The sequence below is a fragment of the Pelobacter seleniigenes DSM 18267 genome (genome assembly GCF_000711225.1).
GTDB lineage: Bacteria > Desulfobacterota > Desulfuromonadia > Desulfuromonadales > Geopsychrobacteraceae > Seleniibacterium > Seleniibacterium seleniigenes.
Genome location: NZ_JOMG01000005.1, coordinates 13,009 through 28,041, shown reverse-complemented (window position 1 = coordinate 28,041; position 15,033 = coordinate 13,009). Strand labels below are relative to the sequence as shown.

Here is a 15,033-nt window from a genome sequence, read left to right as displayed (position 1 = left end):
CGTGGATAACGTGCTGCATCAACACCTAATATCAACAAGCTATATGCCGCCGGGACGGTCTAAGCGTCAGGCCTGCTTTTGTCGGTTCAACTTTTGCCTCCGGATATAGAACGCAAGCTCGATGAAGTGCCTCCCGGAAATTGCGCTGAAAATTGTCTCTCCTTACGATTTGGCTACCAAACTGAGCATGGAGTAGAGGCCAGGGTATAAAAGTTGTTTTCTTCAAGTGGGCTAATCGATAGGTTAGCCATACATAAACATCTATTGCCATTGGAGAGCCCTGGATCAACCCAACTAAACGCATGTCGATTGGCACCGCTTCACTTATCAAACTCTCAAAAAAATCTTCATTTAAAGTAATTGTCGAGTCCCATACCCCTGCCTGATCTGGCTCTTGAGGGTTCCACCAAAAATTTGCTTCCGAAGCAATCTGGATATTATTTACAGCCCATCCACTGCCATCATCTCTCGTACAAGTTATCGAACAAGCAAAGAGACGTTTCATTTGTTCTTTAAGATGGGTAATACTTCCACAGCGACCGCCTGTTGGAGCTAGTCCAAGTTTGTTCATAAATTCCGATAGTGAGTCCCCCAACACCAATGTACGCTTCTTGGTTTTTACTGCTTGAGTAGTCAGCCACAATAAAAGCAATCGAGGCTTTGTTCCGTAGGGCAATCCAATTTTGCTAGGAGCACTCATTGTCAGGGTATAAATTCCGTTTTCGCGCTCGAAGTAGGCCGTGTTAGGCTTACTATGCGGGATAGTTGCCTGTACCATGGCTTTTGCCATGTAACCTAAGGCACCTGCTTCTTTTGCTGTCTCTACATCAAAAGCTGCTGCTGCTTGGATAATTTTGAGGACAGCAGGACTTAGGAGCTCTTTAGTCGAGTTATGTTGGACAGTGTCAAACATTGATAAAAGAGCTTTAATTCTGTCTCTGCTGTTGTCGAAGTTGCTCAGCTTTTGTAGGGCGCCCGCGGCGACGCCTTGTAACCATCCTTTTTTCCGCGTCAACAGAGGGCTCTATCAACGCACCAGACACCCTTGCCGCCTCTTCAAGCCAGTTCAATACATCCTGAGGCCTCCAAGCTAAAGACCCTGCTAACTTTATTGGAGGTGGAGTCCGAGACCAATTACGTCGTGCTAAATCAGCCCTGATACTACTTGGAGTCCGGCCTAGCGCCTTGGCCAATTCTTTAATATCCCAAATGAGCTTTTCCACAATTTCGATCCTCGTAATTAATATTTTTCCGTTTCAGGTCAATTGCGTTCAGGTCATTACATTAAGAGTCATCCTGAAATTTGAAAATTGAAGAAATTATTCACTAGATTATTCTTTATTATTTTCTTACAGTTAGAGCTATTCTTAATGATATTTCGGTACTAAAATATGTCGATTTGGACATCTTAAGCGGTAAAGAAGTGGGGCAAGGAAATGGACCAAGAATTGATATCAGAAGCAGAAAAAGCTATTAGAAAAACATGTAAAAAAATTCAGATTCAGGATCCAACCATGAATCGAATCACTACGTGGCGTGCTATTTGCCGTGACCTAACAAGGACATTCCCTCCAAGTCATGCAATCTGGGGAACGAATCAGAATATAGAGACAACCCGCTTCTCTGTAAAAGTTCCATTTACATATAATATGATTTTTATTTATGGATATACAGATCAATACAAAGCTGTAGCCAGTTCATATGACTTAGACAAAGTAGCTCGCGGAATATCAAAGGCATGTGTCGAAAAATATAGAAATAGTACCCCTATAGCTGAAGCTCTTCGAAATACTGAAATTATCATAAAAAGAATTATTAGTTCTGACAGCAATAATTATATAAGAAAATCATCGAAAAATAAAACTTGGGACTACCCGGTATTTTGTAAATATTGTTGGAGATTGACACCAACAGATAATAGATATCCATTATCTAAAAAATCTAATTTGTGTCATATTCACACCCCACAAACAAAGGAATATCAACAATCAAGGCGTCATTTAAAATATTTCACCTCTTCCTACATAAACATAAGACAAAATTCAAATAAAGAAATCAAAAAAAATCCTGAACTACAGTCAATTTTCCAGTCAAATATTCAAAAAGTTCTAATTGGAATTTCAGAGATTAAAGAAATAGACATAATGAAAATTGCTATGGAGTTAGATATCAAAAATGAGGAGATTGTAGATATTGAAAATATTGCAAAAACAACTGGCGCAAGCATTAAGACCGTTAAAAAGATCTTTGATGATAGAAAAAACCCTCCTTCCCTCTCCCAAATGAAAGCGCTTGAGAAAATATACCCTTTAACATTCAAATACGTGCGAGATGAAAAAAACAAAAATCCTTATCACTGGCGACAGCTTATTGAAGGGATAATTGAAGATAGCGCCCCCATTGAGGACAAGGAGGGAATTATTGCAATTCAAAGGGAGATAAATTCGATGATAGCCATTCCTCGCGATGCAAAAAAATTCTTGACCAACTGCGAGGCATGGTTAGCTATCAAAGCAAGCCATCCACACGGGGGAAAGCAACCAGGAGCTGGGAGACCCCCTAAAAAGGCATTTTTAAAAACCACTCAGTGCCTATCAAAACATCCAGGGACGACGAAGGGACAACAATGATGATTAATTCTGAATAAATTTAAAAGATAATGAACTATTTTGGGACAACCCTGGGACACCCAGCTTCCTAAAAAGACAAATCTCCATGAAGGGAAAAACAAAACAGGGACCCCAGATAAGCAACATAACCATCTGAAATCCCTGTTCTTTATTATGGTACCCGGGACGAGACTTGAACTCGTACAGCACGAATGCCGAGGGATTTTAAGTCCCTTGCGTCTACCAATTCCGCCACCCGGGCTCTTCAAACAAAAAGCGGTCTGCTAAGGCTTCCTAGCAGACCGCGACATTATAGACATTCAGACAAATTAGTCAACACTGACAAGTACGGAATAAGAATAATCTGTCCCTTTCCAGGTCCAAGAAAACTCCAATACACCGACATCAGCAGGATCGGAATCCCCAGGCTTTGAATCGGATATTGTAACCGCAAAAATAGGTGCTCCGGGGACGCTAGTATCGACATAAGTGTAATTTTTTGTCCCGGTCAGGACACCTACCTCAGAAGAAACAGTAATTTTAGTACCAGCGATAGGTGGGTTATAATTAATGTCATGCAACGAGAAGTGAATTAGCTGGCTACCACCATCCGGCACTGAAATCGTATCGGCGCCAGTTATAGGATCACCGGAAGAATCTCCAAGGCTAACGGAAGGAACCCCGGTGAACAGCAATTTAATCTGATGAGAAATTCTCTTATTGCTGTCCCAAACATTATTCATTCCATCAAAAGTTCCATTTTGGTTCCTATCGACAATAAGATCCTCAAAGGTAGAATCGTAGGGATAACCAGGACTTACTCCTCCATAAGGAATATTCAGCGGATCATCATCCTTATCCAAATGAACGTCGTCATAAGTATCATCAAAAGTTTCACCGGAATTATACAAGCCATCGGCATTGGCATCAGTAAATTCTTCTTCACCATCGACCACTGCCACAATGGTGCATAAACCATCACGAGGATTATTGGTATCGTCAATCAAGATACCAAGCAGATCAAAATAATCATCTGCAATCGCATTATCAAGCACGGAAGATGCAACGTTCTGGGGAAACGGCTGCTGTGTCCTGAAGCTAACCGTCCCTTGCCCTTCGGCATCAAGATTAACTGCTCGATCAATGGCACCACACTCGCTGTAAAAAGATACTGAAGTTCCTTCTAAAACATTATAATTGCCGTAACGATCAGCAAGTCGGACATCAATATCTGCTGTCACGCCATCATAGTTCAGGCCTTCGAGATTGAGTGTTGAAGTCGATAATGAGAAATGTCCTTCTGAAGGAACGCCACCACCGATAGCAATAACCCCACTTGATGTTTTCAAAGAGGAACCTTCTACCGTAGCCGTAATCGTTACAGTCCCAGGAATTGTACCGCTGTGCAATGTCGTTGTAACAACTCCACTTTCAGTGCCAACTTCAAGGGACGTGACACCAGAAACCGGGCCAATGTATTCACCGCCATTGGGTCCAGATAGTTCAAGCAAAACATTTTCGCTGCTAGCTACAAGGTTCCCGTTGGAGTCCTTGACATGGAAGGTAATCGTTGAAGTCTCGGTGCCCCCAGACCCTTTAATAACCACAACCTGAGGCTCAGCAGAGACAAACTCAATACTCCCTGCCGCAGCACCGGCAACAGAGATTGCCGCCTGTCCTGAGACAACACCGGATGAAGCAGTAATTATTGCCGTTCCCGCAGTACTTGTCCCAGCTGAGAATGTAGCCTGGGCCACACCCTCTCCACCGGAAATATCTGCGGAAGGAACAATGCTACCAAGGCTGGAATTGTTTACAGAAAAATTAACCGTGGTCCCATCAACCATGGGATCGCCATTACCATCAAGAACGGTAGCGCTTACAACCGATGTGCCACCCACTGTAATAGAACTTGGCGACGCAGCTAAAGATATTGATGCCGCCGTTAATTGGTCAGAAATCTGAATAGTAACTGAAGCGGAGGCACTATCTACCGAAGCCGTCACCTTGACTGTCCCTTCGGTACTGCCCGCAGTCAAAGTCCGGGTCAAAAGCCCACTGGATGTCGTGGCCGGGGAAGGAATTGAAGCAAGAGTCGGATTATCCAATGAAAACACAACAGACTTGGAACCAGTAACAACCTCACCACTACTATCCAAAAGCCTCACAGCAATCGAAGCTTTCTCTCCAGTCCCGATCGTAGAAGAGTCGGTTGAAATTATAATTGCACTAACTACCGATGGCTCCGTTGTGCCAGGATCAGTGGGGGTGTCAGACGGACTTGAGTCTGAACTACCCTGGGTTCCACAACCACTGAGGACAAGGACAAATAAAAAGATAACCAGTTTGATGACTTTAGCCACAAAAACCCTCCCTTCGGTTTACATTTCCCATTATTTTTTTACACATTCTAATAAATAAAGATTTACAAATCTACAAATTTTTATACTTATAGCAGGAAAAATTATAATATCCAAAACAAATAGATTATTTTAATGTAAATTTTTTCAGGAAGGAGAAAAAAAGGAGATTCCAGGGGGCTTGGCGAGTAGGTTATGTTTGTGACAGAGGGAAAAATAAAGAGATAAACCAGCCAGGTGGTTGGAGGTCAGGAAAAAATCCATCCCCTGCCAATAGCTAACATATTCTGCAACAGAGTGTTCACCGCCGATATTTCTGGCCAGCCCAGGCAAATCGTTCAAGGCTTGTTCTAATGAGGTTTCGAGCTGCCTGATCAATGCTGTAAAACAACATGCTTTTTCCCGGGCACTGCTCCGCCGCAATATCCAGAGGGCAAACACAAAGGGCAAGCCGGTCTTCTTGTACCAAAGATCCCCCAGATCATAACTTAAAACACCGGCAGGAAGATTTTTTGCCTGTTTCATGGCGCGATCACCAATCAACAACCCAGGGCGACCTTGTCTGATTGCGGTTTCGACATCCTCAACGGGAACATAATCGTCAACCTGTTGGAGGTCGTAATATTCCAGCAACAAAACCCTCAGCAGATTAATTGAAGTGGCTGATTCTCCGGTGATGGCAATGGTCCTCCCAGACAACTGCTCAGGGGGACAAGGGCTGAAAAGAAAAACACTCCCGACGGGGCCAAAGGAGGAAATGGAGAAATTGGGCAGCAGCAGGTAGTCTTCAAAGTTCAAAGCATATTCAAACGATGAAGAAGGGCTGATGTCCAACTCGCCAGTTTGCAGCATACGGTTAAGTTCTGAGGGAACCCCCGGCACCAGCCGGCCTTTGAAACCACAATCCTTCAATCCATAAAAAAAAGGAACACAGTTCAGGTAGGAGATATATCCCAGGGTTAGTTCCGAAGTATCATTCATAGAAATCGGTCAGGCAATTCCTGCAGAATCGTTGAGAATCATCTGTCAAGTTAGATAAAACACTGAGGAGAACGGTATATCCCCTACCCGTTCTCCTCAGCAACTTAACAGGATGACCTTAAACTTTGACGCGCTCAAGAAAATTGGTATCAAAGTGACCATCGATAAAATCCTTGTTATTCATCATTTTCTGATGAAAAGGAATGGTCGTCTTAATCCCTTCGATAATGTACTCGTCCAAGGCACAGGACATCCTGCGAATCGCTTCATCACGCGTTTCAGCATGGACAATTAATTTACCGATCATGGAGTCATAGTGTGGCAGTACGGTATATTGATCGTACATTGCACTTTCGACCCGGACACCCATGCCTCCCGGGGTATGGTAACCCGTTATTTTACCCGGGAAGGGAGTAAATTTAACCGGATCTTCTGCATTAATCCTGCATTCAATGGCATGCCCGGTGATTTTGATATCTTCCTGACGATAGCGCAGGGGAATTCCAGCGGCCGAGCGAATCTGCTCTTTAATGATATCAACGCCGGTAATCATTTCGGTCACCGGATGCTCAACCTGCACCCGGGTGTTCATCTCCATGAAATAAAAACTGCCGTCAGAATCGAGCAGATATTCAACCGTCCCGGCACTGCTGTAGTTGACCGCCTTGGCAGCAGCAACGGCGCAGGCCCCCATCCGCTCGCGCTGTTCCTGAGTAATGACCGGGCACGGCGCTTCTTCAATCAGTTTCTGATGCCGCCGCTGAATGGAGCAATCACGTTCCCCCAGATGAATGACATTGCCGTGCTTGTCGCCAAGAATCTGAATTTCGACGTGTCTTGGATGCTCGCAGAATTTTTCGATATAAACGTCGGCTCGACCGAACCCCGACTGGGCTTCCGTTCTCGCAGTGGCAAGAGCATTTGCCAGAGACGCAGGCGAATGGACGATTTTCATCCCGCGTCCGCCGCCGCCAGCCGAGGCTTTTATGATCACAGGATAACCGATTTCTTCAGCAATTTTTTGAGCTTCTTCTATGGTTTCAATGCTTTCATTAGTCCCGGGCAAAATCGGGACTCCGGCTTCAGTGACTGTTTGACGAGCCGTAATCTTGTCGCCCATTCGGCGCATATTATCCGCAGTAGGTCCGATAAAAGTAATCCCGCACTGCTCACAAATCTCAGCGAATTCTGCATTTTCAGAAAGAAAACCATAGCCCGGATGAATCGCGTCTGCATCGGCAATTTCAGCAGCACTGATAATCGCTTTCATGTTGAGATAACTGTCAGCACTCGGTGTCGGCCCAATACAAATACTCTCATCAGCCAAACTAACGTGAAGCGCTTCGTAGTCGGCGACGGAATGGACAGCCACCGTTTTAATTCCCATTTCCTTACAGGCACGAATAACTCGCAGTGCGATTTCACCACGATTAGCGATCAGTATTTTATGAAACATGGTCCTTAAACTCCCAATGGAAGTAATCTTTTAAGATCTAAACTTTGTTCAACAAACCAGCGAAGCTGCTGAGGCTTCACCTCAAAGCTTTTCAACCAGGAATAAAGTTTCGCCATATTCCACCGGAGCGCCGTCTTCCTTAACAACCTCAATAATTTTACATTTAAATTCAGCCTCAATTTCGTTGAACAATTTCATGGCTTCGACCAAGCAAAGCACCTGCCCGGCATCAACGATGTCCCCGACTTTACAAAAGGGTTCTGCGTCCGGAGACGGTTTACGATAAAAAGACCCGACAATCGGCGAAGGGATTGCATCATATTTGCTTTGTTGGGGAGCTGAATCAACAGTCGTTGGAGCAACCGCGGCAGGAGCACTGGCCGCAACAACGGGAGCGGGTTGAACAACAGCAGCTGGTGCCGTCATTTGAATAATCTCTTTTTCGGAGCCCCGTTTGATGTGAATTTTTTCTTCGTCATTCTCAAGATCAAACTCAGTAATATCGGTCTCGGTAATCAGTTTTATTAAGCCTTTAAGATCTTTCAGTTCCATTTTTTCCTCCTGAAAAATTTTTCAAATCGTAACTAAGTATAAGGGTTAACAAATCAAAACGTGGGATTCTGAAATTAATAATTGATTCTCACTTTCAATATCCCTACTCAGCGTTCAGTACGCTGTAGTGTTTAGCAATAGAAGTCAATGATTGATATCCGTTGGCAGTGACCACAACAGTATCTTCGATTCGAACTCCACCAAGCTCAGGAATATAAATTCCCGGCTCAATAGTAATAACCATTCCTTCTGCCAAAAGGTCAGCCGATCGAGACGAAACGGTCGGGTATTCGTGAATTTCCAAACCGACCCCATGTCCAAGACCATGGCCAAAGTAGTCGCCGTAACCCATTTTGGCAATATAGCCTCGAGCCACAGCGTCCAGCTCTTTCATCTGTAGACCTGGCTGAATAGCAGCCAAAGCAAGGTCATGAGCTTCTAACACAATATCAAAAATTTGTCGAAGCTTTCCTGAAACCTCCCCAACAGCCAAGGTTACTGTTTCATCTGAATAATAGCCATCTACACATGTCCCGAAATCGATCGTGATCAATTCACCCGCCGTCAGGAATTTATCGCTGGCGACGCCATGCGGTAAGGCTCCCCGCTTTCCTGAAGCAACAATAAAATCAAATGCATTCGCTTCCCCGCCCAAACGCTTGAGAGAAATTTCGAGCTCCAGAGCAAGCTGCTTTTCACTGACACCAGGTCTTATAAGCGGAAGGATTTTTTGAAAAGCGTCGTGGTTTATTTGTGCAGCGGCTCTTAAACAAGCAAGTTCACGGCTATCTTTTTTTCCTCGTAACGGTCGTAACTGTTCTTTCAAAGGGAGCCAGTGAATTTGCTTACCGCACAAACCTCGTAATTCGTCAAAAACGGCTACACAGACCGCTTCAGCATCAAAGCCAACGCGCACGTCCCCAAAGGAAACCAATTCATCGGCGATTGCTTGCAGCTTGTTTTTGTAACAGATTATCCTATCCGCTGTCACTTGCGTCTGGGCCTGGGTGATATAACGTGAATCGGTCAGAAAAACCGTCTCATCGCCTATAAAAAGAAGAACGCCATCGGTACCGGTGAATCCAGACAGATAGCGTATATTGGTTAACCCAAATATAATTATGGCGGAAAGTCTCTCGGACTGCTGAAGATTCCGGATAAGAAGAAGTCGATTTTGGTTCACGCTCCGTCCTGTTTGATACTATATCGGAATAAAAATCACTGAAAGCGGTGACACGCCTGGCTGACCGAAAGAACTGACCTGCAGCGTAGCAAAAGCAGCCTCAAGTCCCCTGTCAGAAACCGCCAACTCTTTAACATTACAAGAAAAAGTGGGATAAATAAAACCGTCTATTCCAGATCAATCCGTAGTCGGGGCACCTCACGCATCAGCAAGTAACGTCCCTGGCCATAATTACCCGATCGATCCACAATCAAGCCAACAAAATATTCGTCTGTAACAACTTGGATGATGATATAGAACCGTTCTGTCTTAATTGAAACTTCGCTCAAAGTCCCAACATTGAGAATCTCTGCCGCCCGTCGAACTTCCTTAGCGATATTGGAATATTCAATCCCAACCAAGTTTAAATCAACCGAATTATCTTCGCCAAGGTACTGATCAATGGAGATTCCGTCAAAACCCATCAAAATAGCACCAACACCACCCGAACAACCGGTCACAATGTCCTTTAAAATAGCTTTAAACATTCCTTCTCCTTTGCCCGATATTGTCAAGCCACCGGTTCAGGGTCTCAAGCACAAAGGAGTCCCGATCAGTCGGCTCAGATGCAAAATCATTCAACTGATTAAATTCACTGTCACTCATCACCTCAGAAGCAGTTTCCCCTGCATCGTCGCTAAGATGAGTAACTGTCAAATCGGAAACTTCCGAATCGGCAACGATTTCCGAGGAGGCCGTCACAGAGAAAGCTTCGAGCTCTTTAATCTTACGCCGCAAAGATAAATCTTCCGGCGAAAGAGCAGAAAGCTCACGATAAATACGGACCGCTTCGTCAGCTAAGCCTTGCTTGAGGTACAATTCCGCAAGAGTAGCCGAAATTAACGGGGACGAACCAGCCGAAGTCGATTTTTCTGCAGGCTCTTGCTCAATCTCTGCATTCAGGTTGGATGAAACGGGTGGCAATGAGAGCAAAAGCTTATTGATGATAGGATCAGCCGGACTTAACGCCCTGGCTTGCAAAAGCAACCGACGCGCATCCTTAGACTCCTCACGTAAAATTCGCACCCTGGCAAAACCGACCAGGCCAGAAAGGTTATCAGGGTCAAACTCCAGAGCTTTGGCAAACGCCTCTACAGACTTCTCAAATTCTCCTTGCTGACAGTAAATTCTTCCCAAAACGATAAAAGCGGGGGAAAAGTCAGAGTGTTTTTCAAATCCTCTACTTAAGATTTGCAACGCATCGTCGAAAAGACCCATTTTCCTGTAGGTTTCCGCCAACGATACAAAAATAGTCGAACCTGGATCCTTGATGAGTATTTCTGTATACGCGGCAATCTTACCCAACATTGTACTTTGCTGATTGTTTTGGACCATAATGACCTCTTCAAGATGACAAGGCAGCAGAGAATATTTCTTTTAGATCAGAAACCTGTTTAAGCACGGCGTCGCCCAGTCCACAATTGAGAACCAATGATAATTTCCCATTACGGACTTTTTTATCCCTCTGCATCACTGCAAGGTAGTCCTCGAGAGAAAAAACAGGTGCGGAAACAGGGAGACCTAGAGTCTGCAGTAATCGCGTCAAACGATCAACATCATTTTGGTGACAAAGCCCCATCCGGCAGGAAATCCTGGCAGCAACGATCATCCCGATGGCAACTGCTTCACCATGTTTCCATTGCCCATATCCGGAAAGACTTTCCACCGCATGACCGAATGTGTGCCCATAGTTCAGAAATGCCCGGACTGAGCCCTCTTTTTCATCAACCTCAACAATATCCGCTTTAATCTGACAAGCTTTTTTAACGGCATAGATCAAAGCATTCGGATTTTTATCCAGCAAATCGGCGACATGATCCTCAAGCCAATTGAAAAAATCAGCGTCTCTAATCACACCATACTTCACAACCTCAGCCAGACCTGCCGCAACGTCTCTTGGATCAAGGGTATTGAGGGTCCCGGCATCAATCAATACCAAGTCCGGTTGAAAGAAAGCCCCAATCAAGTTTTTCCCCAAAGGATGATTAACTGCGGTTTTTCCACCGACTGAGCTGTCAACCTGGGCTAACAGGGTAGTTGGAATTTGGGCATAGCGGATTCCACGCAAAAACGTTGCTGCGGCAAAACCAGCCATATCCCCGATGACACCTCCCCCGAGAGCAATTATGCCAGATCCGCGATCAAAGCCATTGCCAACCAACACATCATAAATGGATTGAAGTGTTTGGAAATTTTTATACTCTTCGCCATCAGGAACATCATATTCCAGAACCGAAAAGCCACTGTGTTCGAGTGAGGACTTAACCTGAGCACCATACAGACTGGAAACAGTAGGATTTGAGATAACCGCAACTTTGTGAGGAAAGCCTATTGCAGCCAGCTCTTCGCCAAGAGATCTGAGGATATCGGTGCCAATCAGAATAGGATAGGTCCTGTCAGCCAAAGGGACTTTGATAATTTCAACCATCATTAACTCGCTGAAAAAAAAAGGGCAGGTCTCCCTGCCCTTTTAAAAGATGAAAGTCACATCTATTTATCTTTCAAAATCCGGGGAGTAATAAATACCAGCAATTCAGATTTACTGCTTTTTTTACTCGTTGATTTAAAAAGATGGCCTAAAATGGGCAGTTCCATCAACCAAGGGGTGCCGGTTTCGTTGTCAGAATTATTTTCGACAAAAATACCGCCGATAACTGTCGTTTCCCCATCATGAACAAGAACTTTTGTTTCTGCCTGTTTGGTATCAATACTCGGTGCTGTTGCTCCACTGGTGATGGAAGGAGAATCATTGGTGGTGACAATTTGCATAATGATGCTGTCATCAGGATTGATGACCGGAGTCACTTCAAGTTTCAACTCAGCATTAACAAACTCAGTTGTTGTTCCGCCATCACTCGTTGTCTGATAAGGGATACTGGTCCCCTGGCTGATTTTAGCAGTTTCGCCATTCAATGTCGTGACTTTCGGCAATGAGACAATTTTTGCCTTGCCATTGGCCTCCAACGCAGAGATCCGCAAATCAAGCACCAGCTTATTAATTCCAATTTCACCGAAAGTTATTCCTGCAGCAAGACCTGCATCTTCCCCAACAGATCCCGCACCATCGGGAAGATCGATAAGGAAATCACCACCAATACCAACACCCGCATTTTCAATTTTTGAACCGGGGGAACTGTAATCAATCCCCCAGTTAATGCCAAGGTCTCTGCTATATGATGAACTGACTTCGACAATACGAGCCTCAATCATGACTTGCCGCTCAGGAGTATCCAGAATGGAAATCAGTTCCTTGGCTTTTGCAATACGCTGTGGGACATCGGTGATAATCAAATATTTATTGCGGCTATCGGGGGTAAGGTTTCCTCGGGCACTCAAAATTTCTTTGACCGGCCCGGCAACAGCGCCTAAATCAGCATAACTGACTGTCACCACCTCAGTTGCTAGGGGCTCAAGTTTTTCTTGGGAATTGGCAGCGGTCAATTCAGCTTCCTTCATGGAACGAATTGTATCTTTGGGCAAAACCCGAACAACATTCCCTTCACGGATCATTCCCAAACCGCTCACGTCAAGGATCAAGTCCAGAGCCTGGTCCCAGGGGACATCAATTAAGCGTAATGTGATGTTACCTTTCACTTCATCAGAAGCGATGATGTTAAGATTACTGATCTCTGCAATCAGCCGTAAGATATCCCTGACATCTGCATTATCGAATACCAAAGAAGTTTTTGCACCGGTGTAGGTCTTTTTCTCTTTACCGGCCAGCTCTTTGGTAATGATCACACCCTGCTGGGAGGGTTGCGGAGCGGCAGCCTCATAAGCGGGGGAAGAGGTTGGCGTGGAAGCACTTGTTGTATCTATCTCACCTTTAGCCGGAACCGGCAAGATGCCGGTAACAGGGGGAGTTGCCTGGTCATAGGGACCATTATCGACAATGAATGCATAACCAGTCGCTTCTTTTTCCAGACGATAAGGTTGATCAGCTTTCAGCTGGACTACAAAACGGACAGCCGGCACTCCGCCATTGTTTACCAGGTAAGGGGTCGCTGAATAAATGGCACTAGGGAAAGCAAGGGTATCAAATTCGCGTCGTAGGGCTCTCGGCAATGTGGTATTTTTCAGAGAAAACTGAATCTTATCGCCATCTCGGGTGAGTTCTGTCGCAGTAGCCGTACCATCAACAACAATGTTTAATTTTGACTGCCCTTTTTCAGAGTCGAAGTCAATAGAAACTATTTTGGCACTGCCCTTCATGACAGGGGCCGCTAGAGCGGCGGCTGTTGTCTTTTGGGACGGTTCCCAAGTCACGACAACATGGTCAGGCTCAACCTTTACATTAAAGGTAGGAAATTCTGAGCCATCCACATCAAAAACAAAACGGGTTTTATTATCCAACGGTCCCACCCGCAGTTGTTTGAATCCGTCGCTCAGGGCTACCGTATCGGCATGTTCTCCGGGAGTAACGCCATAAAGGTCAACAACGAGCCTTTTGGGAGAATCCAGGGTAAAATATCGTACTTGTTCTATCCCTGTTGTCGCCGACAAAACAACTCTTTTTTCACTCACTGCTGCGATGGAAAAAGAATCGGCCGCAAAAATCTGCGCAGTCGGCGCAACGGAAAAGATCATTAATAATGTACTGAGGAGCACAACGCTTCTTCTCATATTCATTCCCCTAAAAAGTCACTCGCATAACGACCTGAATCAATACAGACCATTCTCAACATCTACATCACGATGTAGCTATCTTCCTTAACTTCCTTACCGGTGACGCTATCAACCCCGGCCTCTTCAACGACAATCCGGTCAGGGCTTTTCTCGATCCGCATTCCCGATTGATCAATATCAACGACTTTTGTCTGAATATCTTTAACAACACCACCATTCATCCCAATATAGTCGTGTACCTTAACCATGTAACTCTTTCCATCAGGAGCTTTGACCATGGCCCGAGGCGTTCCCTTGACAATCATAATTGCGATCAGCCGAAATTGTTTGAGTTCAAATTTTTCAAGTGGTCCTTTAACCTTTTCCGGTCGAGTTTTCTTAACTACTTCTCCAACAAGAGGTTCTTTTGGAAGTAGCGGCTCAAACGGGTCACGCCGCCCTTGAGGACTGTAAACAAAAGGACGCTCTGCAGGAGCATCTTTTTCGATATCAGTCGTCTGAGTTTCGTTTTGCTTAACAGTAGGTTCCTGAGCCCAAAGAAGACCTGACAACACCAATAAAATCGTCAGCGTTAAAAAAAGCGATCTTACCCCAAAGAAACTCGACTTCATTTCCTTTTACCGCCTTTCTTTTTGCCATTCTTAGCAGGTGGAGCCTGCTCAACAAAACGGAAGGTGACGGCCTTACAATCAATAGCCAATGAAGTCCTGCCGTCAACTTCTTTGGGCCTATCTAAGCTTAAACCTTGAATATTAACAATTCGTTCCATCTTGCTGACAGCATCAAAAAATGCTGCAGCCTGATGGAATGAACCTGCTAGTTTTAAATCAACAGGAACTTCAGCATAGAAATCCTTCGGCACTTCATTTTCGGGCTTAAATCGGACGATTTCCAAACCTTTTTCTTTTGCCAGATTGCCAATTCCAGTCAAAAGATTCGGTATTTCCTTCTCCAAAGGCAACTCACCAAGCGCCTCATCGAGCTTCACTTGCATTTTTTCGTATTCGGCACGATACACCGACAGGTTACGTGCAATTTTCCTATTTTTATCCAGCTTGACCTGCTCCGCTTGCTGCTTCTGGAGCAAGCGGTCATATTGCTCAATCTGCTGTTGATAAAACATAAAGTAGAAGACTGCCGCAAACAGCGCCATAACAACCAAAAGCAATAAAAACCGCTGGTAGGCAGGCAAATTCAATATTTTTTCGACGCGTGCATTCATTGCTT

13 protein-coding genes and 1 tRNA gene are annotated in these 15,033 nt (G+C 44.8%); 1 reads left to right on the top strand and 13 read right to left on the bottom strand.

All coding sequences use genetic code 11. From position 1 onward, the window contains the following. Positions 1-31: 31 nt before the first annotated feature. Positions 32-1,015, bottom strand: a complete 984-nt coding sequence (locus N909_RS0121405; RefSeq protein ID WP_211254011.1) for a replication protein RepA — start codon at positions 1,013-1,015, stop codon at positions 32-34. Between the two features lie 421 nt (positions 1,016-1,436). Between N909_RS0121405 and N909_RS25840 the strand changes: the two genes are divergently transcribed. After that, positions 1,437-2,630 carry a hypothetical protein gene (locus N909_RS25840; protein ID WP_155006041.1) on the top strand — a complete coding sequence of 398 codons (1,194 nt, stop codon included), beginning with the start codon at positions 1,437-1,439 and terminating at the stop codon, positions 2,628-2,630. Positions 2,631-2,784: 154 nt separating this feature from the next. On the opposite strand, the gene N909_RS0121395 is transcribed toward N909_RS25840, so the two are convergent. From N909_RS0121395 to N909_RS0121340, 12 genes are all read right to left on the bottom strand, one after another. Further along, a tRNA-Leu gene (locus N909_RS0121395) sits at positions 2,785-2,871 on the bottom strand. Between the two features lie 67 nt (positions 2,872-2,938). After that, on the bottom strand, positions 2,939-4,972 hold the full coding sequence (locus N909_RS0121390; RefSeq protein ID WP_155006040.1) for a hypothetical protein: 2,034 nt from the start codon (positions 4,970-4,972) through the stop codon (positions 2,939-2,941). Positions 4,973-5,116: 144 nt separating this feature from the next. Beyond that, positions 5,117-5,950 (bottom strand): menaquinone biosynthetic enzyme MqnA/MqnD family protein, encoded by an 834-nt coding sequence (locus N909_RS0121385; protein ID WP_029918148.1) that lies wholly within the window; start codon positions 5,948-5,950, stop codon positions 5,117-5,119. 118 nt (positions 5,951-6,068) lie between these two features. Then, entirely contained in the window at positions 6,069-7,406 is a 1,338-nt protein-coding gene (gene accC / locus N909_RS0121380; protein WP_029918147.1) for an acetyl-CoA carboxylase biotin carboxylase subunit, read from the bottom strand. A gap of 81 nt (positions 7,407-7,487) precedes the next feature. Then, positions 7,488-7,958, bottom strand: a complete 471-nt coding sequence (gene accB, locus N909_RS0121375; protein WP_029918146.1) for an acetyl-CoA carboxylase biotin carboxyl carrier protein — start codon at positions 7,956-7,958, stop codon at positions 7,488-7,490. A gap of 103 nt (positions 7,959-8,061) precedes the next feature. Next, positions 8,062-9,141 carry an aminopeptidase P family protein gene (locus N909_RS0121370; RefSeq protein ID WP_029918145.1) on the bottom strand — a complete coding sequence of 360 codons (1,080 nt, stop codon included), beginning with the start codon at positions 9,139-9,141 and terminating at the stop codon, positions 8,062-8,064. Between the two features lie 167 nt (positions 9,142-9,308). Beyond that, complete coding sequence (locus N909_RS0121365) at positions 9,309-9,668, bottom strand: roadblock/LC7 domain-containing protein (RefSeq protein ID WP_029918144.1); 360 nt, start codon at positions 9,666-9,668, stop codon at positions 9,309-9,311. After that, a complete protein-coding gene (locus tag N909_RS0121360) occupies positions 9,661-10,515 on the bottom strand; it encodes a tetratricopeptide repeat protein (protein ID WP_029918143.1) in 855 nt (284 codons plus the stop codon). The genes N909_RS0121365 and N909_RS0121360 overlap by 8 nt, the downstream gene beginning before the upstream one ends. Before the next feature lie 10 nt (positions 10,516-10,525). Then, positions 10,526-11,608: a 3-dehydroquinate synthase gene (gene aroB, locus N909_RS0121355; protein ID WP_281174878.1), complete on the bottom strand. Its 1,083-nt coding sequence runs from the start codon at positions 11,606-11,608 to the stop codon at positions 10,526-10,528. A 62-nt stretch (positions 11,609-11,670) separates the two neighbouring features. Next, positions 11,671-13,803, bottom strand: coding sequence for a type IV pilus secretin PilQ (locus N909_RS0121350; protein WP_162179147.1), 2,133 nt, complete (start codon positions 13,801-13,803; stop codon positions 11,671-11,673). Between the two features lie 62 nt (positions 13,804-13,865). Beyond that, positions 13,866-14,417: a pilus assembly protein PilP gene (locus N909_RS0121345; protein ID WP_029918140.1), complete on the bottom strand. Its 552-nt coding sequence runs from the start codon at positions 14,415-14,417 to the stop codon at positions 13,866-13,868. Next, on the bottom strand, positions 14,414-15,028 hold the full coding sequence (locus N909_RS0121340; protein ID WP_029918139.1) for a type IV pilus inner membrane component PilO: 615 nt from the start codon (positions 15,026-15,028) through the stop codon (positions 14,414-14,416). The genes N909_RS0121345 and N909_RS0121340 overlap by 4 nt, the downstream gene beginning before the upstream one ends. Positions 15,029-15,033 lie beyond the last annotated feature (5 nt).